Source organism: Alcanivorax limicola (assembly GCF_019931215.1).
Classification (GTDB): domain Bacteria; phylum Pseudomonadota; class Gammaproteobacteria; order Pseudomonadales; family Alcanivoracaceae; genus Isoalcanivorax; species Isoalcanivorax limicola.
This window is the reverse complement of the sequence record NZ_JAIOUB010000003.1, coordinates 282,440-305,131: the sequence shown is the minus strand read 5'-3', so window position 1 is coordinate 305,131 and position 22,692 is coordinate 282,440. Positions and strand designations below refer to the sequence as shown.

Annotated in this window: 18 protein-coding genes; 6 read left to right on the top strand and 12 right to left on the bottom strand. The window is 63.1% G+C overall.

What is annotated here, in order from left to right:
• Positions 1 to 50: 50 nt before the first annotated feature.
• Positions 51 to 1,232 carry an acetyl-CoA C-acyltransferase gene (locus K8B33_RS11545; protein WP_223426597.1) on the bottom strand — a complete coding sequence of 394 codons (1,182 nt, stop codon included), beginning with the start codon at positions 1,230 to 1,232 and terminating at the stop codon, positions 51 to 53.
• 215 nt (positions 1,233 to 1,447) lie between these two features.
• Here K8B33_RS11545 and K8B33_RS11540 point away from each other — a divergent pair, with 215 nt between their 5' ends.
• Positions 1,448 to 3,292, top strand: a complete 1,845-nt coding sequence (locus tag K8B33_RS11540) for a beta-ketoacyl synthase (protein WP_263284642.1) — start codon at positions 1,448 to 1,450, stop codon at positions 3,290 to 3,292.
• Between the two features lie 495 nt (positions 3,293 to 3,787).
• Here K8B33_RS11540 and K8B33_RS11535 read toward each other — a convergent pair whose 3' ends face one another.
• The 5 genes from K8B33_RS11535 to K8B33_RS11515 all read right to left on the bottom strand — a co-directional run bounded on the left by K8B33_RS11535 (position 3,788) and on the right by K8B33_RS11515 (position 9,730).
• The gene (locus K8B33_RS11535) at positions 3,788 to 5,860 is read right to left on the bottom strand and encodes a CocE/NonD family hydrolase (protein WP_223426596.1); all 2,073 of its coding nucleotides are present in this window, start codon (positions 5,858 to 5,860) and stop codon (positions 3,788 to 3,790) included.
• Positions 5,861 to 5,992: 132 nt separating this feature from the next.
• Complete coding sequence (locus K8B33_RS11530; protein ID WP_223426594.1) at positions 5,993 to 6,487, bottom strand: GNAT family N-acetyltransferase; 495 nt, start codon at positions 6,485 to 6,487, stop codon at positions 5,993 to 5,995.
• Between the two features lie 135 nt (positions 6,488 to 6,622).
• On the bottom strand, positions 6,623 to 7,309 hold the full coding sequence (locus tag K8B33_RS11525) for a DUF3592 domain-containing protein (protein ID WP_223426591.1): 687 nt from the start codon (positions 7,307 to 7,309) through the stop codon (positions 6,623 to 6,625).
• A gap of 118 nt (positions 7,310 to 7,427) precedes the next feature.
• On the bottom strand, positions 7,428 to 8,351 hold the full coding sequence (locus tag K8B33_RS11520) for an alpha/beta hydrolase (RefSeq protein WP_223426589.1): 924 nt from the start codon (positions 8,349 to 8,351) through the stop codon (positions 7,428 to 7,430).
• A complete protein-coding gene (locus K8B33_RS11515) occupies positions 8,348 to 9,730 on the bottom strand; it encodes an SDR family NAD(P)-dependent oxidoreductase (RefSeq protein ID WP_223426586.1) in 1,383 nt (460 codons plus the stop codon). Before K8B33_RS11515 ends, K8B33_RS11520 begins: the two co-directional genes overlap by 4 nt.
• Positions 9,731 to 9,871: 141 nt before the next feature.
• On the opposite strand from K8B33_RS11515, the gene gloA reads away from it, so the two are divergent.
• Complete coding sequence (gloA, locus tag K8B33_RS11510) at positions 9,872 to 10,417, top strand: lactoylglutathione lyase (RefSeq protein ID WP_223426584.1); 546 nt, start codon at positions 9,872 to 9,874, stop codon at positions 10,415 to 10,417.
• Here gloA and K8B33_RS11505 read toward each other — a convergent pair.
• The 3 genes from K8B33_RS11505 to K8B33_RS11495 are packed head-to-tail and all read right to left on the bottom strand — an operon-like array spanning position 10,398 to position 13,494.
• Positions 10,398 to 11,006, bottom strand: coding sequence for a methyltransferase domain-containing protein (locus K8B33_RS11505; RefSeq protein ID WP_223426582.1), 609 nt, complete (start codon positions 11,004 to 11,006; stop codon positions 10,398 to 10,400). The two genes, gloA and K8B33_RS11505, sit on opposite strands and share 20 nt — an antisense overlap.
• A 48-nt stretch (positions 11,007 to 11,054) precedes the next feature.
• A complete protein-coding gene (locus K8B33_RS11500; RefSeq protein ID WP_223426580.1) occupies positions 11,055 to 11,981 on the bottom strand; it encodes a patatin-like phospholipase family protein in 927 nt (308 codons plus the stop codon).
• The gene (locus K8B33_RS11495) at positions 11,965 to 13,494 is read right to left on the bottom strand and encodes a flavin-containing monooxygenase (protein ID WP_223426576.1); all 1,530 of its coding nucleotides are present in this window, start codon (positions 13,492 to 13,494) and stop codon (positions 11,965 to 11,967) included. Before K8B33_RS11495 ends, K8B33_RS11500 begins: the two co-directional genes overlap by 17 nt.
• Positions 13,495 to 13,530: 36 nt before the next feature.
• Between K8B33_RS11495 and K8B33_RS11490 the strand changes: the two genes are divergently transcribed.
• Both K8B33_RS11490 and K8B33_RS11485 read left to right on the top strand, forming a co-directional pair.
• On the top strand, positions 13,531 to 14,667 hold the full coding sequence (locus K8B33_RS11490) for an AraC family transcriptional regulator (protein ID WP_223426574.1): 1,137 nt from the start codon (positions 13,531 to 13,533) through the stop codon (positions 14,665 to 14,667).
• Positions 14,664 to 15,995: an MATE family efflux transporter gene (locus K8B33_RS11485; RefSeq protein WP_223426573.1), complete on the top strand. Its 1,332-nt coding sequence runs from the start codon at positions 14,664 to 14,666 to the stop codon at positions 15,993 to 15,995. Before K8B33_RS11490 ends, K8B33_RS11485 begins: the two co-directional genes overlap by 4 nt.
• Positions 15,996 to 16,007: 12 nt before the next feature.
• Here K8B33_RS11485 and K8B33_RS11480 read toward each other — a convergent pair whose 3' ends face one another.
• From K8B33_RS11480 to K8B33_RS11470, 3 genes are all read right to left on the bottom strand, one after another.
• Positions 16,008 to 16,694 (bottom strand): SDR family NAD(P)-dependent oxidoreductase, encoded by a 687-nt coding sequence (locus K8B33_RS11480; RefSeq protein WP_223426572.1) that lies wholly within the window; start codon positions 16,692 to 16,694, stop codon positions 16,008 to 16,010.
• Between the two features lie 76 nt (positions 16,695 to 16,770).
• Positions 16,771 to 18,063 carry a YncE family protein gene (locus K8B33_RS11475; RefSeq protein ID WP_223426571.1) on the bottom strand — a complete coding sequence of 431 codons (1,293 nt, stop codon included), beginning with the start codon at positions 18,061 to 18,063 and terminating at the stop codon, positions 16,771 to 16,773.
• A 17-nt stretch (positions 18,064 to 18,080) separates the two neighbouring features.
• Positions 18,081 to 20,150 (bottom strand): TonB-dependent receptor domain-containing protein, encoded by a 2,070-nt coding sequence (locus K8B33_RS11470; protein WP_223426570.1) that lies wholly within the window; start codon positions 20,148 to 20,150, stop codon positions 18,081 to 18,083.
• A gap of 136 nt (positions 20,151 to 20,286) precedes the next feature.
• On the opposite strand from K8B33_RS11470, the gene K8B33_RS11465 reads away from it, so the two are divergent.
• Together K8B33_RS11465 and K8B33_RS11460 are read left to right on the top strand one after the other, a co-directional pair.
• Positions 20,287 to 20,949 carry a thiopurine S-methyltransferase gene (locus K8B33_RS11465; protein WP_223426569.1) on the top strand — a complete coding sequence of 221 codons (663 nt, stop codon included), beginning with the start codon at positions 20,287 to 20,289 and terminating at the stop codon, positions 20,947 to 20,949.
• A 142-nt stretch (positions 20,950 to 21,091) separates the two neighbouring features.
• Complete coding sequence (locus K8B33_RS11460) at positions 21,092 to 22,687, top strand: ethylbenzene dehydrogenase-related protein (protein ID WP_223426566.1); 1,596 nt, start codon at positions 21,092 to 21,094, stop codon at positions 22,685 to 22,687.
• Positions 22,688 to 22,692 lie beyond the last annotated feature (5 nt).

Here is a 22,692-nt window from a genome sequence, read left to right as displayed (position 1 = left end):
GTTTCACGACCGGATCAGGGCCCATTGTAAAACCTGACGCCCCGCCGGCATCAGATCAGTTCGATCGCCACCGCAGTCGCTTCGCCGCCGCCGATGCACAGGCTGGCGATGCCGCGCTTGCCACCGGTACGGCGCAGGGCATGGATCAGCGTCAGAATGATACGCGAACCGGTGGACCCCACCGGATGGCCCAGTGCGCAGGCGCCACCGTGGATGTTGACCTTGTCATGGGGGATACCCAGATCCAGCATCGGCATCATGGCAACCATGGCGAAGGCTTCGTTGATTTCGAACAGATCCACATCCGCCACGCTCCAGCCCATCTTCTGCATCAGATTCTCGGTCGCGCCAATGGGCGCCAGGGTGAATTCACCCGGATGCCGGGAATTGGTCGCATGGCCGAGAATACGTGCCAGGGGTGTCAGGCCACGCTCACTGGCCACGGACTCGCGCGCCAGTACCAGCGCCGAGGCGCCATCGGAAATCGAGCTGGCGTTGGCCGCCGTCACGGTGCCCTCTTTCGCGAAGGCCGGGCGCAGGGTCGGGATCTTCTCGATATTGGCATTCCCCGGCTGCTCGTCGGTATCGACGACCGTCTCGCCTTTGCGCGTGGCCACGGTCACCGGCACGATCTCGTCCTTGAACCAGCCGTTATCAATCGCCGCCTGAGCGCGCTTGAGCGATTCGATGGCGTAGTTGTCCATGTCCTCGCGGGTGATGCCGCGCTTGTCGGACACTTCCTGGGCGAAAGAACCCATCAGACGACCGGTCTCGGCATCTTCCAGCCCGTCCAGGAACATGTGGTCATAGACCTGCCCATGCCCCATGCGCATGCCGCTGCGTGCCTTGTCCAGCACATAGGGCGCATTGCTCATGGATTCCATGCCACCGGAGACAACGATGTCGTTGGTGCCGGCCTTGATCGAATCATAGGCAAACATGGTGGCTTTCATGCCCGAGCCACACAGCTTGTTGATGGTGGTGGCACCGGTGCTGTCCGGCAGGCCAGCCTGACGCATGGCCTGACGTGCCGGGCCCTGCTTGAGGCCGGCGGGCAATACACAACCCATGATGACTTCCTGGATGTCCGTGCCCTGCAGACCGGCGCGAGCCACCGCTTCGCGGATCGCGGCAGCGCCCAGTTCAGGCGCGGTGACAGGGGCCAACGTGCCCTGAAAGCCCCCCATCGGGGTACGGGCACCGTTGACGATGACGACAGCGTCGTTACTCATGGAAATCTCCTGCTGATCAGCGGTCGGCGCATGCGCCGGGTTCGGGCCCGGATTGTACTTGGGATGGCCCTGTCGCGCACCACACCCGCCCCGCCTGCGGGTCATTGTTATTTGGTTACACTTGAGCCGGCACTACGACAAGTGGATAACTGCCAGAGCGGCGCCGATCCGCTAGAATCCGTGACCCATTAGTCACAGATCCTGGAGTCGCTGCTTTGTCCGCTCTGCCCGTGTCCGCCCTACCCGTGATCACCGCCATCGGCGGTATCAGCCCCGCTGGTCGCACCGCTTGCCACCATGGCTTTCACCGCCTGGTGATGGACGCCCTGGATAGCACCACGCGGGAGCGCACCTTGCACGCCCTCAGCAGCCTGATGCCAGGCGCCCCCGGCGCCGATGGCCTGCTGCAAGGCACACTGATCCGACGCCTGGAAAACAATCTGTTTGACGCCGACAACGTGGGCATTCATGTCAACGCCCGCGCCAGCGCCCCGCTGGTGCTGGAAATGCGCGACATGGATTTGCCCAGCCCGGTGCCCGCCAGTTGGCACGTCACCCCCCTGGGCGACAAGCGCAGCCGGGTTGCCATCCCGGCGGGTGCCGAGTTGTTGCTGCCAGCGACCCGACGCAGCCGCGTGCAGTCTGCCGGGCAACTGCCCAGCGGCTTCGACCCGGCCGCACTCTATCCCTCCCGGCATCATCCCCGGGCGCTGCAAATGGCGGTGTTCGGCGCCTCGGACATGCTCGGCATGCTCGGCATCGACTGGTCCGTGATACAACGACGACTGGCGCCGCAGGAGATCGCCGTCTACGCCTCCAGCGCCATGTCGCAACTGGACGACAACGGCTTCGGCGGCGTGCTGCGCAGCCCGGCGCTGGGCCGCCGCATCACCTCCAAACAGTTGCCATTGGGTTTTGGTGGCATGAGCGCCGATTTCATCAACGCCTATATTCTCGGCACCGCCGGCGGCACCGGCGGCATGCTTGGCGCCTGCGCCACCTTCCTCTACAACCTGCAACTGGGCGTCAACGATATTCGCAGCGGCCGCCGCCGGTTAGTGGTGGTCGGCACCAGCGAAGCACCGCTGGTGCCGGAAGTGATCGAAGGCTATCGCGCCATGGGCGCACTGGGTGAAGACGAAACCCTGCGCCAGCTGGACAACAGCGACACCGCCGACCATCGCCGCGCCTGCCGCCCCTTTGGCTTCAATGCCGGCTTTACCATCGCCGAATCGGCACAGTTCGCCGTCCTCATGGATGACGCCCTGGCGCTGGAACTGGGCGCCGACATCCTCGGCGCCGTGCCGGACGTGTTCGTACACGCCGACGGCCCCAAGAAATCCATCTCCGCACCCGGCGTGGGCAACTACCTGACCATGGGCCGCGCTGCGGCACTGGCCCGGCAACTGCTGGGGGAAAAGAGCTTGCGCGAACGCACATTTGTGCACGCCCATGGCACCGGCACACCACAGAACCGCACGACAGAATCCGAAGTGCTGGACCGCATCGCTGAGGCCTTCGGCATCAGCCACTGGCCGGTCACCGCGATCAAATGCTACGTCGGCCACAGCCTCGGCAGCGCTGGTGGCGATCAGTTGGCGGCGGCACTGGGCACCTTCGCCACCGGCATCCTGCCGGGCATCGCGACCCTGGACCAGATAGCCCCGGACGTACACGCGGATCGCCTGACACTGAGCCAGGCCCACACGCGTCCCGGCAAACAGGATGCTGCGCTGATCAACGCCAAGGGGTTCGGCGGCAACAATGCCACCGCGCTGGTGTTATCGCCGGAGCGCACCTGTGCGTTGCTGCGGGCGCGTCATGGCGAAAATGCGTTGTGTACCTGGCAGGGGCGCGTCAAAGGCACCCGGGCACATATTGCCGCCTGGGATGCCCACGCCAGCGCGGGACAAACGAAGCCGGTGTACCACTTCGGTGAAGGCGTGATCGACGGTCAGGATCTGGAAGTCAGCGACAGCCATGTGCGACTGCCGGGCTGGGCGCACCCGTTGCCGCTGGAAGACGACAAGGGCTTTGCCGAGTACTTGCAGAACGACTGAGATCGTAACCGCTGCGGCAAAATCAGGTTCATCGCGGATGAGCGGGAATATTTGCCGGCAAGGGCCGCTTGCGTGCCAACCGGGAAGCGGGTTGTTCTTCAGCAGAGTTGGTCACCCTCCATCCAGTGCGCGTTGAGCCGGGGTATGCCCTTCCGGGACCGCTCAAGCCATCCCTGGGCGCTCGCGCTTTGGCCATCCATGGCCAAAGAGGTCCCTCCAGGGCATACCCCGGCTCAACGCTGGCAGGAAATTCGGAGTTCGGTAGCTGTTATCGACTTTCTGGAGGAACAAAACCGCCAGTTGGCTGAGAGCTATTAACCGGGCTGCGCGTGACGGCCCTCGGGGGGCGGGGATGTATTTTCAGGACTGTGTGAGGCATGGATGCCGAACACAAGACTACAGGGATGTATTTACGGCGTGTCCTGAAAATACATCCCCGCCCCCCGAGGGCCACAACCACCCAACCAACAAAGAATGGAAAACACCAACCAGAAATCAGCGCGGCAACAGACTGGGCCCGACAGCTTCCGCTGGCAGGGCAGTGCGGCCGTCGGCGGTCAGCAGCGGTACTCGGACATGCCCCTGGACATCCACCGCGATGGACAGCAGATCCCGGGAGAAGGTCGCGATAAACGTCGGGTGCACGCCGTACAACATGAGGTACAACTGATCGCCGGGCTGCAACCGCTCGGCGATGCCTTCCAATGTGACCTCATGAGTACCGAAACCACGCAAAGGAAATACCTGCTCGTCGATCAGGTCCGGTATCGGCAAAGGCAGCGGCACTTCCGGCAAAACATTGGCGCGTATCACACCGATGCCCGCGAACAGGATCATGTCATCGCCCTTGATGCTGAGCACCGGCGGTGTGGTCTGGCTGCACAACAGCGGATTGAGCAGCGGGCCCAGCAGACCCAGAATCACCTCATTGCACAGCAGCGGGTCCAGCAGGACGTCTTCCAGCTGATTCAGCTCTGCGAGCGGATCGGTCAGCGTCACGCTCAGTGTCGGAATGCCGGCAATGACCGCTTCTTCCGTCACAGACCCCAGACCGACCAATGTCGGCACCACGCCCAGTGCGCCGGAGCGCGCGATCACCGGCAAACCGCCGGGGCCTTCGATGGCGAATTCGTGCCCGCCGACGGTCACTTCCGGGACGTTTACCGAATCGCCATAGGTCAGTGTCATGCAGACATCCTGGCCCGAGGTCACCACATCGTCGGCATTGCCGATACCGCGAAGTTTTTCATCGAACCAGGCCACCGTCGCGGTGCCGGCATCCACATCCCCGCAGGATGCAAAGGTGTTCAGATTGCCGTCAGCGAGATCCGGCAAGGCGCCGAGCAAGGTCGGCAGCCCGCTGGCGGCTTCCAGCACGAAACCGGCATTGGGCGAGAAGAAGTGGTGCCCGAACGGATAGGTCAGCAGGCGCACGTCGCCGCCCGCCTGTTGCAGGCACTGGTAGTTCCAGAAGGCTTCGTTAAAGGTGAACAGGGAATCCCGGAAGCCCTGGAACATCAACACATCCACCGGGTACAACTCACCGCGGGGCTGATTGACGATAAAACTGCCGCCGCCTGTCAGTGGTGCCAGCAATTGCAGCAGCGGGTCGAGTGAAAAGTCACCGGTGCCGGGGGAATCCAGTAATTGCAGATTACGGCTGTTGCTGCAGGTATAGGCCAGGCCGCTGTAATGCAGGAAGTCCTGTGTCGAGGGGGGCAGCACATTCACTGCGGCCGCCTCGATCAACGACGCGCGCAGCAGCGGGTCCATGGCCAGCTGGGTGCCGCCATCACCGGCGGCCGTCAGGAACAGCCCCCAATAGGATTTGACGCCATCCCCCGGGCTCAGGCTGTAGCTCAGATCGTGCCAGGTAATGTGCGGCACCATGGCATCCAGCCGCTGGTCCGGGTCCATGGTGTAGAGCGAATATTGAAAACCACCGCCATAGCTGGCGCCCATGGCGCCCAGCAGCAGGTTGTCGAAACCGGTGTGGTTCGGCGCATAGGCCAGGTAATCCAGATTGGCCTCGGCCCAGTCCACGATCTGGATCAGGTCCTGCCCTTCAAAATCCGGGGTCATGACCCGCACTGTACCGCCGCTTTCGCCGTGGCCGCGCTGGTCAATACTGATCACCGCATAGCCCGCATCCACCAACGGACCGATGGGCCCGGCAAACGCCGTACCCGCTTCGGTCTGCCGACCACCGCCGAAGCCGTGGCCTTCCAGCACCAGCGGATGGCCCGTGTTGCAATCCATATGCCGTGGCTCGAACACCTGAAAGACGATGGCGGCGCCGTCGACGCGCGAGGGCATGGACACACGATAGCTGCGCCCGCCTTCGAGATGTTCACCGCGAGTACAGCTGGCAGCGGCCAGCTCATCAGTACTTTGCGGCAATGGACGCAGCTCGCGATCAGGGTCCGGATTGGCCGGACCGCCTACGCCGGGGGCGTCATTGCGATCATCCGGCGAACCACCAGATCCCAGCGAGCCGGAATTGCCGCCGCCACAGGCGACCAGGAACACTGCTGACATCGCCAGCAGCAAACGAGAAAGGAATAACATAGCGCACGCCCGATTGTTGTATTTGCGCTTATTAGGCGGCAGGCGCGGCAAGGGCGGTATGTGGAGTATGTAGGGAATATGTCACAGGCGTTGCCGCTGAGCGAAAGAATGTAACCTGTGTCAGTGCCTGGTTCAGAGCTGTTTCATCATCACGACTTCCGACACGGGCTGACCCACCGCGCCCACAAACTGCGTCGACGGCGCCTCCTCACACACACGAAACCCGAGCCGCTCGAACACCTGTACATTGCCGGTTTCGCGAATAGTGCAGAGTTCCAGTCGCGGCAACGGATACCGCTCTGCCAGTCCGCCGACGGCATCCACCAGCTTGCGGGCCACGCCCTGCCCCTGCCAGGCCTCCGCCACGCCCAGCCCCTGCAAGTAGACTGCAGTGTGCGCCAGCGTGTACTCCAGCGTGCCGACAAGCTCGCCATCCACAACCGCAACCAGCGTGTCGAAGCGGGGCATCACCCGGCGCATGCCCGGCATCTCGTCGGCGGGCAGGTAAATCCGGCGCAAGGCATTGATGGCTTCCTGGCGTAACGGCAGCAATGCCGTGTGGTCATCGCTGCGTGCGTCACGCACCTGAATCCGGCTTGCTGCCACGCGCTTCTGCATTATGGTCATAGCCTGGTTCTCCTTCCGCGGGGCTTTCCACATGAACCTTCCACGTGAACCCCGTACTGGCATCCCCCACAGGTAAGAGTCCATTGCGGTGACCGGAGTTCGGACGCCCGGGCAGACTGATACAGGCTTTTACGATCAGGCGAGTTTCGGCAGAAAATCCGTGTCCATGGCATAGCGACGCGGATTCTGCGGATCGATATACACCGTCAGCGAGCGCCGTGTGATGTGATCCGTAGGGTCAAACCAGAGATTGCTGCTGTGAAACACATGCACCTTGCCGTCAGTCGGGCTTTGCCACTGCGTGATAATGCGGAACGGTGATCGCCCGTTGACGCGCACGCGGGTGTTCTGCTCCACGCCCTGGAATGTCGTTTCGATACGGCGACCGTGCGCACGGAGGTGTCTGGCGCGACGGGCTGACACGTGGCGAAAGCCGATAATGCCGAAACCCACCCCGGCGAATATGACGCCAACCAACCCGCAGATCGCTACGCCGCCCCACAGCGAGAAGAAGCCCCTGATACGGGCTTTCTCAGGACTGTCAGGGTGATACAGCACGACAACTCTCTCTCCGCGCTGGTATGCCGGCGGGTTACTGCCCGAGTTGCTGACAAACCGGTAGGTGCGGCCATCCGCCGCCTCGAAAGACACTTCCGGTCGCCAGGTGGTGCTGTCGCTGGAACGCGACATTTTCAGATCCATGACGATGCCGTCGGCTTCGACACTGTCGGCAATAAACCGGTGCGTATGCACGCCCAGGGCAATACTGATCGCCAACAGCACTACGCCGCCCACACCAAAAATACGCTCGATCGCTTTCATGAAATCCCCCGTGCTCCGTGCAATACAGCACACACACCGCGTGCTGCGCTCAACGCGGGGCAGTTTAACGGCACGGGGCAGTCAGGTCTTTCAGTGATGCGGCAAAGTGCTGCGCGGGTCACAAAGGATCAGGGACACCCAGATGCTGTGCAAAGAACGCCAGGACTTCCTCCATGGCGCCGCCGCGCAGCAGGAAGCTGGTGATATGGCCACGGCGTGGCTGCTGATAAAACGTCACATCGCCACCGGCTGCCGCCAGCGCATCGACAAAATCCGTGGCGTGATCCAGCGGCACGGTGCGATCAAGGCTGCCATGAAACAGCAGGAACGGCGGCGCATCGGCATGCACATGCGACACCGGCGAGACCGCCACATAGGCCTGCGGCGCCTCACTCTGGGTCGCGCCAACAAACTGCGGCACCAGCCCGCCGCCACGGAACTTGCGCAGATCCGTCGGCGTGCCGCCCGCGACAACAGCCGCTGGCCGGGTCATTGCGCCGCCATAAGGTGCATCCAACGCGTCCCCCTGGCCCGCCACCAGTCCCAGCAGGCTGACCAGATGGGCGCCGGAGGAATAACCCAGTGCACCGATGCGCGCGGTGTCGATAGCCAGGGTTTCGGCATTGTCATGCAACCATGCCATGGCAATCTGCAAGTCATGCAATTGGGCCGGAAACGTATAGTCCGGTGCAAAACGGTAATCGATATTCAGCGCCACATAACCCGCTTCGGCCAGCTGCTCGGCGATGCCGGTCATGTCATCCCGGGAGCGCCCCGCCCAACCGCCGCCGTGCACCAGCAACACGGCGGCGTGCGGGCCGTCACCCTCAGGCCGATGCAAATCCGCCCTGAGCGTCTGCGGCCATTCCGGTGGTGAAAACACCAGCCCCTTCTGCGCCTGCGGCGCTGTGTCCACGCGCTGCTGATTGCTGCAACTGACACTGGTTATGACGATAACCAGCACTGTCACCAGCACTCTCGCCTGCACTCTCACCTGCACTCTCATTTGCATGAACGCGCCATGCCGCATCCGCTGTGTCATAACGCCTCCAGCCATGCCAGTAACGCCTGCTGTTGCGCCGGGGTCACGGCGGTGCCCGGTAGCACCGCTGTTGGCCGGGGCAACCGGTCAAACCAGAACTGGCCGCTGCCGCCCGCTGTCACAGGAGCAGTGGCCAGCCACACCATGGTGTCGGCCCCCATATGGCTGTCGCGCAGCCAACGCTGCAAACGGCGATTGAACGCCGGCAGGGATTTTGCTACGCCGGGCGTGGCGGCCCAGCCCGGATGCATGCTGTGAAAAGTGACCTGCGGGTGCTGTTGCGCCCAGTGCTCGGTCAGGCTTACCAATGCACGTTTTGCTCGGGCATAAGCCTTGCTGCCACTGTAAGGCGGCTGCGTGTACTGCATGTCATCGAGCTGCAATGCCTGCCCGTACATACCACCGCTGGCGACATTGATGACGCGGCCGTTGGCAGCCGTGAGTGACGGCATCAACAACGCGGTCAAACGCCAGGGCGCCAGCAAATTGATGGCCAGTGCCCGCTCGTGCCCCTCTGTTGTCACATCCCGCTCCGCGAACAGCGCACCGGCATTATTGATCAGCCCGTCGAGTCGCGGCGCAGCCTCGCGCAGCACCGGCGCGATCCGGGCGACTTCACTGAGCAGCGACAGTTCCGCCTCGAACACACGGACCTGCGACGCCGGGCAACCACTGAAGGCGCAAACGTCCTCCGCAGCCTGTGCCAGGCGCGCGCCATCACGACCGACCAGCAACAAGCGTGCCCCCAGCCGTGCCAGCTCGCGCGCCGCCGCCAGCCCCAACCCGCTTGTCGGGCCGGTGATCACGTAGGTACGGCCATCCACATAATCGCTCAACGACTTGTCCGGCATGGCCAGATAGCCACGCTCGGTAAAGGCGCGAAAGGCCGGCAACAGCGCGCGGTGACCGAGACGATCAGACCAGGAAGGTTGCGGCAGCGTCTGTTGCGGCGTCAGGGCCTGGGCCAGCCCCGCGACGGCGCGCCGCCCCATCCGCCTGAGCCAGCGCGCCAGGACCGGCCCGAGCAGACGCGCAGGCCCGGTGAAGGTCATGTCCGCAACGTAATCGATGCTTGTCGTGCCGTTACCCGCGTTGCGGAAGCGCAGCGTATCCACGACCCGAAAGCCGTCGCCCTCCCCCTGCAACACCAGTTCTCTGTGGGGCGTCATGCGGGTGATGTGATAGGTCATGGGCACGCGTCGCCCGGCGCTGCTGAGTATCAGCGCGAAGGCCGTACCCGTTGCCGGCGCGCCCGGCGTTGTCTTGCGGGCCCGGTAGACGCCCGGGTCCCATTGCTCACAGGTGGAAAAATCAGCAAGGTAGCGATAACACTCTGCCACACTGCGCGGAACCGTTATCCTTTCGTGCAACCGAATCATTCATGTCTTCCCGGGTTGGCGATAGCAGGCCAGCATACTGTACTCATGCCACACCTGTTCTGGACTATGCTGATCCATGCGGAGCCACGTGAACGTGAAGACGCTTTGATCTGAAGACACCTGACGCAACGGAGCCCCCTGATGTCCCGTCACTTTGAGCAGGCCCCCGGCCTTTGTGAACAACCCGACGCCGAAACCCAACGCTACGTGTTCAACCACAGCATGATGCGCATCAAGGACCCGGCCCGCAGCCTGGACTTTTATACCCGCGTGCTGGGCCTGCGGCTGCTGCGCAAGCTGGATTTTCCGGAGATGCAGTTCTCGCTGTATTTTCTCGGCTATGCCAGCGACGCTGCCGACATTCCGTCTGACGATGGCGAGCGCACCACCTGGACCTTCAGTGGCAGCGGCATTCTGGAGCTGACCCATAACTGGGGTACGGAAGACGACGCCGACTTTCAGTACCACAACGGCAATGACAAGCCCCAGGGCTATGGGCATATCGGCATTGCGGTACCGGATATCTATGCCGCTGCGGCACGTCTGGAAAAACTCGGCGCCGATTTCGTCAAGCGACCCGACGACGGCAAGATGAAAGGCATCGCGTTTATCCGCGACCCGGACGGCTACTGGATTGAAATCCTGCAGCCGAACATGCTCACGGCGCTCAGCCGGAAGGCAACGTAAAACGCGCCGCCTGGCACGGCGCACCGCGATCCGGGTCCTGCTCGCCGATGCCATCGAAGCGCACCAGGTAGCCGTGTTGCTCGGCAACACGGCGGCCCCATTGCCGGAAGCGCTGCCGGGTCCATTCGAAATAATGGCCCGCTTCGCGCAACTCACCGGGGCCAAGGCCGTACAAGGGATTGAATTCGACGTTGGGCGTGGTCACCACCACCAGCCCCGGCCGATAGACGCCGAACACCGTTTGCGCCACGCCGCCCAGCCGTTCTGGCGGGTTGTGTTCGATGGTTTCGATCATGACCGCCGCATCGAAGCCGGTCAGCGGCAGGCCCGGGTCGTCATAGCGCCCTTGCAGCAGCGTCACCCGGCTCAGACCGTCCGCACCCAGATGCGCCGCCAGCGCCTGCCGCGCAACCGCCAGCCCCTCGGCCATATGCTCCACGCCCAGCAAACGCTGATAGCGCGTGTCAGCCGCCAGCAGCGTCAGCAGCGTGCCGCTGCCACACCCCAGGTCCAGGACCGAGCGGGCACCCTGCTGCCGCAACCAGCCTGTGACCTGTTGCAGCCGCTCTTCATGCAGATCACCGTACATCCCCTCTCCTCACACTGCATTTCCTCACACCGAGCCGCAGTATAAGGGCTAGACAGCAGCGCGCTGAAAACACGTGCGGACAGCGGTATCAAACACCCGTCGGCGACGGCGCGGGTCCATCATGTTGTAACCGATGGCCTGCAAATCCTCGGCACCCGGTTCCTGTCTGATCACACGAATGCCCGCCGTTTCCAGTGCCGCCACTTCACGGTCGACAATCGCCGTCATGTAACGCCGCACCCGGCGTTCGATCCGTGCGGCCGGGTGGCGCGGCCGATCAGGCGAAGAGGACGCCATGGGGGCGAGCACGATGGCTTCTGTCACGTCTGTGCCCAACAACATGTCTGCCGACACCGGCGATACGATGCCACCGTCCAGCAGCGTCCGGCCCTGCCAGGTGACCGGCGGGCACCAGCCGGGCACGGCATAGGACGCGCAAACGGCCGTACTCAGCGGCAGGGTCGGCGCGTCGCTGCGGCCCAGTGCCAGCCGTTCGCCGCTGTCGGCATCAACGGCCATGATCCAGGTCGCAGGATGTGGTGCCCACGCACCGGCGGGCACGACGCTGTCGATCAGCGCAGTAAACGGCGTCATGTCCGCTTGCCCGCGCGGCAAGGCGCCGACCAATGCGGTAAGCGCGGGCAGTTGGCCACGCAGGCCTTTTCGCAGCAATGGCAACGCCGTCAGCGACAGTCCGGGCAGCGGCGGCAAGGCACCGCCTGTGGCCGTGTCATGATCCCAGATGCAATCCGTGGCCTCGCCGCGCTGACTGGCCACCATCTGCGCCACCGACACACCGGCGCCCAGCAGCGCGGCCAGCACGGCGCCCGCCGACGTGCCGATCAATACATCCGCCTCGCGAGCATCCCAGCCCAGGGTCTGCTCCAGACTGGCCAGCGCCGCAATCGACCAGGCGGCCCCGGCGACGCCGCCACACCCCAACACCAGGGCACGTTTTTCAGACTGTGGCGACATCGGCATGCACCTCCTGTGTGGCCGCTACCGTGTGGTAATTCACCGTATCGAACTCGGCCAGCAACCGCTGCATGGTCAGCGTGCTCCAGGGAAAGCCGGTGCTGTTCAAGCCGTTGGCATCAATGTAATAGCTGGAACAGCCGCCGGTATTCCACACCGTGCCCTGCAGCGCTTTCTGCACGCGGACGTTGTAGTCGCGCTGCGCCGTCTCGTGCACTTCAAGCCGGGCGATATCCTTGTCGCGCATGGCGCGCAGTGCCGACATCGCATAGCGAATCTGCGATTCAATAACGATGAACGCCGAGTTGTGGCCAATGGCCAGATTGGGCCCCAGTACCAGAAACAGGTTCGGAAAACCGTGGATGGTGGTGCCGCGATAGGCCTGCGGGCTGCCCGCCCAGGTGGCGGCCAGTGTGTCGCCACTGACACCGCGCACGCGATGGGCAATCGGCTGATCGGTCACATGGAAGCCGGTGCCGAGAATGATGGTGTCCACCTCGCGCTCGCTGCCATCGTCCGCCACCACCACATTGCCGCGAATCTCGCGCACCCCGCTGGCGAACACCGCCACATTCGGTTGCGTCAGCGCCGGATAATAGTCGTTGGAAAGCAGCATTCGTTTACAACCGAGGGTGTAATCCGGGGTGACTTTTTCCCGCAGTACCGGGTCCTTGATCGCCAGGCGAATATGCGCCCGCGCCAGGCGCTCCACCTGACGCAGCAGTGCCGGTTTGCGAAAGCCGATGCCGAAGGTTTCAAAGCCGCTGTAGAGCATGCCGCGCAACATCTGCCGGACACCCGGCAGGCGCAACAGGCCGGCAGCGACACCGTCCAGTGCGGTATCAGGTTTCGGCAGAATCCACTGCGGCGTGCGCTGATAGATGTTCAGTTCACTGACCTGTGGCTGGATGGCTGGCACGAACTGGATCGCCGACGCGCCGGTGCCGATCACCGCCACGCGCTTGCCACGCAGATCATGGGTGTGGTCCCACTGCGAGGAATGAAAGACCGTGCCGGGAAATGCCTGCAGCCCCGGCAAGTCCGGAATGATCGGTTCATGCAGGTAGCCGGTACAGGCCATGACGGCGCGCGCCCGGTAAGTGTGCTGTGAGGTGCGCACCACCCAGCAGTTACCGTCCTCGTCCCACACGGCCTCTTCAAGCGGCTCGCCAAAGCGGATAAAGCGCGCAACATCGTGGCGCCTGGCGGTGTCCTGCACATAATCCAGAATTTCCGCCTGGCCGGCGAAAAAGCGACTCCAGTCCGGCTTCTGGGCAAAGGAGTAGGAGTACAGCGCCGACGGCACATCGCAGGCGCAGCCCGGATAGGTATTGTCGCGCCAGGTGCCGCCCAGGCTGTCGGCCTTTTCCAGCACGGCAAAATTGTCGATCCCCTGCTCACGCAGACGAATGGCGGCACCGATACCGCTGATACCGGCACCGATAATCAGAACGTCGAACCACTGTGGTGTTATGTCGGGTGGTGTTGTGCCGGGTGGCGTCTTGCTGGCCATGAATGACTTTTCCTTTGAAGAACGTGACATTAAACAATGATTCTATCGGCTTGCTGGCAGAAGCGTGATGCGGGCGGGCGCCATGTCGCTTATCATCGGGGGCCACTGCCGCCACCATGCCGACGCACCGTGCCCGATTTCCAGCACCAGCCCTCCATTCCCATCGCCTACCTGCAATTGCTGGTGGAGATGCTGGGCGAGCGCGGCATGACGGCGGAGCAGCTCTTGGCAGACCAGCCGCTGGACCCGGCGCTGTTGCGTGACAACCAGGCACGCATGTCCCCGGCACAATGGACCCGGCTGGTGCTGCGCGCCCTGACCCTGACCGGCGATCCGGGGCTCGGCTACGCCTACGGCCTGCGCATGCGGCCGACAGTGCATGGCGTGCTCGGCTATGCCGCCATGAGCAGCGCCACCCTGCGCCAGGCCCAGGAAATCTCCGCCCGCTATAATCGCCTGCGCCAGGCCGGGTTTACCTTCGACTTTTACGAGGATGCCGACTACGGCTATCTGGCGCTGACCCCGCGCCAACCGATCCCGGTGGCGCGTGCCTTTTTTATCGAAAATATTCTGCTGGGTCTGGCCGGCGCCACGGCGGTACTGCTGGGCCGATCCCTGGCCGAGTTACCCGACCTGGAAATCTGGTTCGATACCCCGGAGCCCCCCTACTACGCCGCCTGGCGAACACGGCTGCCGCGTGTGCGTTTCGGGCAGCGCGCCAATTTACTGCGACTGCCTGCCCACTACCTGACACTGCGCCCGGTGCTGGCCGACCCGATGGCGTCGCAGCAAGCCATCGCCCTGTGCGAACAGGAACTGGCCCTGGCGGCAGGCCAGGAAAGCGATATCACCGCACGGGTGCGCGCCATCCTGAAGCCGTCAGAGCACGGCGGCTACCCGCGCCCGGCTGACGTGTGCGCAACGCTGGCCCTGAGCAGCCGCACCCTGAAGCGGCGCCTGCAACAACAGGGCACCTCGTACCTGCTGTTGCTCGAAGAGGCCCGTCAGCAGGACGCCCGTCACCTGTTGGCTCACTCGCCCATGCCGGTGCGCGATATCGCCGCCCGCCTGGGCTACGACAATCCGGCCAACTTTACCCGTGCCTTTCGCCGCTGGACCGGCGAGACACCTCGCGATTATCGTGCAAGATGGCGTGCAAGATGGCGCCCATGACGACGTCCTCGCTGCGCTACCGGACCCTGATCCAGCTGGCCATTCCGGTGATCCTCGCCAATATCGCCGTGCCGTTACTCGGCCTGGTGGACACCGCCGTGATCGGCCACACCGGCGATGCGGCCGCCCTCGGCGCCATCGCGCTGGGGGCGCTGGTGTTCAGTTTTGTTTACTGGGGTTTCGGCTTTCTCCGCATGGGCACCACCGGCTTTATCGCCCGTGCCACCGGCGCCCGCGATAACGATGAAGTGCGCGCCGCCCTGACCCGCGCCCTGTTGCTGGGGCTGGGCATCGGCCTGCTGCTGATTGTGCTGCAAGGATTGATCAGCCAGCTTGCCCTGTTGCTGCTCGGCGGCAGTGACGACGCCCGCGCCCTGTTGCGCGAATATATTCACCTGCGGATCTGGGGTGCGCCGGCGACCCTGGCCACCTTTGCATTGCTCGGCACTCTGATCGGCCTGGGGCGCACGCGGCACCTGCTGGTGCTGCAAGTCTTCCTCAACGGTCTGAATATTCTGCTGGATGTGTACTTCGTGCTGGTACTCGACTGGGGCGTGGCGGGCGTCGCCCTGGGCACCGTCATTGCAGAATGGAGCGCCTTGTTGCTGGGCCTGTGGCTGCTCTGGCCGCTGGTCCGTCCGGCCCCCGGCCAGCCCTGGCCGTGGCCATTGCTGCGTCAGAGGCAACGCTGGCAGGCCACCCTGCGCACCAACAGTCACATCATGTGGCGCACCCTGTTTCTGCTCGCCGGGTTTGGCTGGTTTGCGCGCCAGGGTGCCGCGCTGGGGGATGATGTACTGGCCGCCAATCATGTGCTGCTGCAATTCATCGCCTTCTCGGCTTTTTTTCTTGATGGCTACGCCTTCGTGGTGGAATCACAGGTGGGTCAGGCCGTCGGGGCACGAGACCGGCAACGCTTTCGCGACGTGATTGTGCGCAGCAGCCATCTGGCCGTCGGCACTGCCCTGCTGCTTGCCTTGCTGGTGCTGTTACTGGGGCACTGGGGCGTGCACGCCCTCACCAGCATCGACAGCGTGCGCGAGGTCGCCATCGCCCAGCTGCCCTGGGTGGCGCTTTATGTGGCCCTGTCCTGCGCCGCGTTTCAGCTGGACGGCATTTTTATCGGCACCTCGGAAAGCCGCCCCATGCGCAACAGCACACTGGTGGCCCTGCTGTTGTTCATCGGCGCCTCCGCCGGCCTGGCCACCTGGGGCAACACCGGGTTGTGGCTGGCGTTCGTGTTATTCGTGGTGTTCCGTGGCCTGACCCTGGGTGCCTGCCTGCCCGGTCTGTACCGGCGTCATTTTCACCAGGACGCCGCCGACTGACGCAGAGGCTGATCAGAAGCGCGCGTCCGCCAGCGCCGGCATCACCAGCTCCCGCACGAAGGACGCTTCCGACAGCGATAGCGCACAGCGCAGCACACTGACGACATCCTGCAACGGAATCTGTGAGGCATCCGCCTCGTCCCCTGTTGCCAGATAACCGGGGTGCAGACAGGTCACCGCCAGACCGCGCTGACGAAATCCTTCGCGCAAGGCATCGGCCATGCCGTTGAGTGCATGCTTGCTGGCACCGAACGCCACCTCCGGACGCCCGGCATGGGGACGTCCGGAGGTAGAGCCGATCAGAATGATGTGGGATTTACGATGGGTCAGCAGGCGCGACAACAACGCCTGACACAACAACAGGGTGCTGGTGATGTTGATGTCCACCAGCCGACGCAGCATGTCCGGCGCATCCGAGAGGAAGTCGTAATCGTCCTCGAAGGCGCGTGGTTCCCAGATGCCGACATTGCAGATCAGTACATCAGGGCACGCCGCGCCCAGTGCACTCAGTATTGTCTTGCTGGCAGCCTCACCCTCGCTCAGGTCCGCCGGAATCCAGTCGATCTGCGCCTGCACACGGGAGCGCACTGTCGCAGGGCGCCCGCGTGACACGCCGGTCATGCGATCGCCCGCATGCCCCAACCCTTCCACCAACGCGCGGCCCAGGCCCTGGCTCGCACCGGTAATCACAGCATGCATCACTCACCTCCTGACAAAACAGGCTTGAGGTTAAGACCTCAAGCCCGGTCGAGGTCAAGACGCATGCGAGACGGGTTTAGTGATCGTGGTCGTGGTGGTGATCGTGGTCATCCTCAAACCCGGTCCAGGCCAGACCCACAGGGGCGAAGCCCAGTTCGTCCACTACCACGTCATGGGACAGTGTTTCCAGATCCAGTGCGAGAATGCGCTGGTCCGCCGGGTCCGTCAGGTAAGCAACGCCGCCCAGTCGGCTGAAGGTCAGCACCGGGGCGAGCGCACCCGCCGGCACCTGGTCCAGCAACTTCACACTGCCCTGATGCGTCCAGGTCGCGGTATCCACCACATGCACATGGCCGGTTTCATCCAGCACCACCAGATGCTCGCCGTGAGCGTCCAGCCCCATCGCGGTGTAAACCGCCGCCACCGGGTCGTCGTCACCGTTGACCGCGCCATTGCGCCAGTCGACCAGTTCAACCGTCTCGCCCACCGGGTCGATGGTATAGAGATTCAGGGCAGGCCAGGAGAAGCCGACAAACAGCGGCAGGTCCTCATGCCCGTAGACAATCGAAATGCCTTCAGCCGGTTCATCCAGTCTGGTGGCCTCGAAATCGTTACCCAGCCGCTCGACGATCAGAACACCGTCGCTGCAACCGAACACGGAATAAACACTGTGGGTGGCACCTCCATGCAGGCCCGGGCAGGCTTCCGGCAACAGACCTTCATTATGGAAATGATCACCGTGGACCTCGAACAAGCGAATACCGGAAGCGCTTTCACCGGATTCCGCATCGCTGGCCAGCACCCAGCCCGAGAGCGGCTCGGCAACGCCATGGTGCGCGCTGGTGAGGGTACGCGAGGCCACTACACCGCCCTGGGACAGGCTCGCATCGGTGAACAGATCGAAGCTGGCCATCAGGCCGGCATCATGATCACCATCGTGAAATACCGCGCCATGATCACCGTTGTAGCGGTAATGAGTGGGGCGTACGCCATCCAGCGTCAACGGCAACAGCACCGGCGGGTCCACATGGGGATGGTCGCCATGCCACCAGAGGCCGCTGTCCAGTATCGACACCTGATCATTGTCGCGGTGCATGACCAGCGCGTAGCGACCACCCGGGCTGGGGTACACGGCATTGGCGGGGTGGCTCAGGGCAAAATCATCCAGCATCGCTTCTTCGTGCAGGTCATACACATAGACCCGGGAGTTACTGCCTGCAGCGTGGCTGAATACCAGACGCCCTGCAGCATCCCCATGGTCATGGTCGTGGTCGCCGGGCAGCGCGGTGCCCCCCGTATCGTTGTTGCACGCGGCAAGCGCCAGCGCGGCAAACAGGATTGTCACGTTTCTTGTCAGTAATCTTTTCATGGTGGTTATTTCCCTCTTCAGAATTCGATACGCAATCCGGCAGACAGATTGCGGCCTGGCTCCGGAACGGTTTGTGCAAGAAAGGAGGTGTGGTTCCAGACTTTTTCGCCGAGCAGGTTATTGCCACGCAGGAAAACGCTGTATTGATCAGCACGCCCGAAGCGATAACCCAGTGAGGCGCTGAGCAGGTCATGCCCGGCGGTGCGCGATTCCTCAGGCGCCAGCCGGTCCTGGGCAAACACGCGATAAAAGGCAACATCGCCTTCCACACCGCGCCAGAAGGTATCGACGCCCACGCCCAGGCGGTCGGCGGGAATGCGTGGCAGGTTTTCGTCGTTGCGCAGCGCGCCGCGCACCGTGTCACCGAACACGCGGGTGCTGAGCCAGTCTGCCCAGGTATAACGGACTTCCAGCTCTGCCCCGTTGAAGACCGCATCATCCTGGGTGTATTTGATCAGGCGGAATTCATCCACCTGATCCAGCGTGCGCGCATAAATGTAGTCATCGATGCGGTTGTGAAACAGCCCCGCCTCGAAGGTGAGCGCCCCCAGCGTTCTTTTCAGGTTGAGGCCGATGTTGTGCGACGTTTCGGTTCTGATCGGCGCATCGTTTTGCGGGCCGCCGCAGGTAAATGCATCCGCCGCCAGACCGCACTCGTAGGTATTGGTGGCCAGATGCACGCCGCGTGCATACATTTCCTGCGCGTGGGGCGAGCGCTGGGCCCGATCCAGCGACAAAGACAACTGGTACCCGTGCACGGGCTGCCACAACAAGGCAGAAGACAGGGAGGTCGCGCCGTTACTGAAATCCGGCCGGTTCTGCGGATCGTCCACCGTGGTCAACCACTGGTGCTCGTGGCGCGCGCCCAGCTCCAGCCGCAGCGCTTCATTGATGCGGTAACGCTCGATCAGGAAAACGCCGATCAGACGGGTGTCGGTTTTCGGGATGAAGGCTTCCACCCCGAAGGTATTGAACTGGCTATCCTGGTACTGGATGCCGACGAGTCCTTCCCATCCGGCCAGCGGCTGGTGCTCGGCCTCTATGCGGGTTTCATAGCCGCGATGCCGAAACGTCGTATCGATCTCGCCCTCATCAATTTCATGGTGCCGGTAGTTGGTATGGCTTGACCGCAACATGATGCGTTCGATGCCCGGTATCAGCGGCGCCCGGTATTCGCCCCGCACCTCTACACGCCGACTGACCAGATCGACATAGGGCGCTTCACCATGCTCATGGTTGTGCTGACCGCCACCACCGCAATCGAGTTGCGCGCCCACCGGCACGCAATCTTCGTAATCATGGCTGTGACCCGGCAGGCCGTACTCATCCTCGCGGTGACGGTAGGCCAGCCCGATAAAACCGTCTTCGCCGATCCACGACAGCCCCAGGCTGGCGTTATCGCTTTCCGCATAAGTGGCCGGGACACGCCGCTGGGTGAAGCCGTTGACCTGATAATCGTTGGCCCGCCGCTGGGCACCTTCCACGCGCAATGCCAGATTGGTGCCCAGTCGCGTTGTCACGCCCGCCGCAGCCGCTTTCTCATCAGCCACGGTGTTGCCTCTGAGCGCCGCAAACCCGGTGGCGGCGCCTTCCGGCATCTGCTCGGGCACACTGCTGTCCAGCACATTGATGACGCCACCAATCGCCCCGCCGCCATAGCGGAGCGTTGCCGGCCCACGCAGCACTTCCATGCGCTGCGTCAACATCGGCTCCACCGTGACCGCGTGATCCGGCGACACCGCCGAGGCGTCAAGCAGGCTGGCGCCATCAGAGAGCACACTCACGCGGGGGGCCGTCTGCCCGCGAATGACAGGCCGTGCGGACCCGGCACCAAAGGTGTCGGCATGCACGCCCGGCAAACCATCCAGCGTCCCGCCCAGCGTGGCGGCACCCCGCCGAAACAGGGCATCGCCGTCCAGCAGGTCCAGTGGCGTGGCCGTAAGGCCATCCTCGCCACTGAATGCCGCCGAAATACGCACCGGCGCCAGCATCACCTCACTCTCGTCCTCGGCCTCCGCTGCCAACGCCATGCCCGCACCCGACGTCACCAGGCCGGCTACCAGAAGAATCCGAAACACTTCACGCATCATTCACCCCAACCGAGAATCATGCGCATTTATAATGTTATAACATTACATTTTCAAGTCATAAGGTCGCGCCCCGTCACCAGAAGCCTCAGTATCGGGGGTAAATTCACGGATTGAACGGCAAGGACCACTGACGATGGATGCTCCCTTCTGGCACGACCGCTGGGCCCGGAACGAAACCGGCTTTCATCTGCCGCACCCGAATCCCATGCTGACCGCCTGGTGGCCCACCCTGGACTTCGCCCCGGACAGTGCGGTCTGGGTGCCCCTGTGTGGCAAGACGCACGATATGCGCTGGCTGCGCGATCACGGCCATGTGGTGGTCGGTGTGGAGCTGTCCCGTGAGGCGCTGGATACCTTTATCAACGAGCAGCAACTGGCGCTCACCTGGCGCGAACGCAATGACATGCCAGTGGCAACGGGTCAGGGCTACACCCTCTACTGCGGCGATTTTTTTGATATCTCGGCGGATATGCTGCGCAATGTCGGCGCGGTCTACGACCGGGCCGCCCTGATCGCGCTGCCGCCGGACATGCGTGCGCGGTATGTCACGCACCTGCTGGCCACATTGCCTGCGCAGTGGGACATGTTGCTGATCACGCTGGAATACCCGGACGCAGAAATGCAGGGGCCGCCGTTCAGTGTCGACCAGCATGAAGTGCAGCGGCTGTTTGCCGACTGCAATGTCCAGTTGCTCGAGGTTCGCAATATCCTGGCGGAGCAGCCCCGATTCCGCGACAACGGCCTCAGCGCACTGATTGAGCGGGCCTGGCGCATCCGGCCGCGGCGCCCGGTCTGATGTGACAGGGCCGAGAAAATGGCATGACATCACACCAATGACACCGTTTCGTCATACACCACCCGCACCATCCTCTCCCCGGTAAAGCACTTTCATATAAGCACCTTTAACCTTCTGCGCGACCTGCGCAGCGGAATCCGTCATGGCTGTCAGATTTGCGTCACCCGCTAAACTGCTGATTCTTCACTGGCTGTCCACCGTCGCTCTGGTGATGAGCCTGCTCACCGGCCTGCGGCTGTTTATCAGCAACGCCTGGCACGTTGCCCTGGATGCGCCCTGGGCCAACTGGCTGCCCAGCGGTGATGTCTTTGCGCTGCATGTTGCCTTTGGCTGGTTGTGGCTGGTCATTGTCGTCGTCTGGGCAGTACGTCGTTATGTCTCCGGAGCGATACGCCGTGAACGTGCCAAACCGCCCACATCACGCCTGGGGCGCCTGAATCTGTACACCCTGCGCGCAGGCCGGGTCATCGTGCCGCTTCTGCTGATCACTGGCGTGCTGTTATGGAGTGGCGTCAACGTCATGCGCCCCTGGGTCATCGTGCTGCATGCGGCACTGGCCTTTGCCGCATTGCTGTGTGTGCTGGTGCATATCGTCGGCCAGCTGTCGGCCACCTGGTGGCAGGGTCTCAAGGCAGTGTATTGTCGTTTGCCTTCATGGCGTGTTCTGGCGGCGACTACGCTTGCAGTACCACTGGCAATTACCGCGACAGCCTGGATGCTGCGCGACACCCTGAACAGCGCCTCGGTGACACAACTGATTGTCCATGAGGTGCCGGCCGGGCAACGTCTGACCATTGATGGCGTGCTGGATGAACCCTTCTGGCAGCATGCCACGCCGGTCACCGTCATCACCCGCGTCCCCGGGAGTTCTGCCCATGTGCCGGTGGAGATTCGTGCGGCGCGACACGGGCTGGTTATCTATTTTGCCTTCTCGTGGGAAGACCCCACACAAAGCCTGGCGCACTTGCCGCTGATCAAGACAGACGACGGTTGGAAAATGCTCCACGACGGTCTCGCGCAGAACGATGAACGCCGCTGGTACGAAGACAAGTTTGCTGTGATCTTCTCCGATCAGCCGGATATCGCGGGCAACAGCTCTTTTCATTTCGGCACCGGCAAGCCGGAAACCGGGCGCAGCGAATCACGCCGTGGCGCGCATTATGTGGCGTCCGGGCTGGTCGATATGTGGCACTGGAAAGCGGTGCGCAATCACGGCTACGGGGTGCTTGATGACAGTCATTTCGGCACGCCCTACCCGCATGTGCCGGGCGAGCAACGCTACACCGCTGGCTACAAGGCTGACCCATCGCAAACCAATCCCTTCAGCAGCAACTATCTCTGGTTCTATGAGGACATCGTGGTACCCAAGCGGCTGCCCAACGACCCGGCACAGCTCGCGCCGTTCCAGACGTTGCATGACGACGAAAATGCCGTGCCGTTCGCGCTTTCCTGGTACGAGACAAAACCCTACTCGGCAGAGGATGACCATTACCCGGTGGGCACGCTGATGCCTTCCATTCTGTGGATCACCAATCCGGATACCGATCGCGCTGATGCCGCAGCACAAGGCCGTTGGCATGATGGCCGCTGGACCCTGGAAGTAGCGCGTGGCATTGCAGCCGAGTCCGGCTTCGATCTGGATATCACCGACGGCACTTATCTGTGGGTAGCGACCTTCGATCACACACAGGTCAATCATTCCTACCATCTGCGCCCGTTGCGCATTCGCTTCGAGTGAAAGGG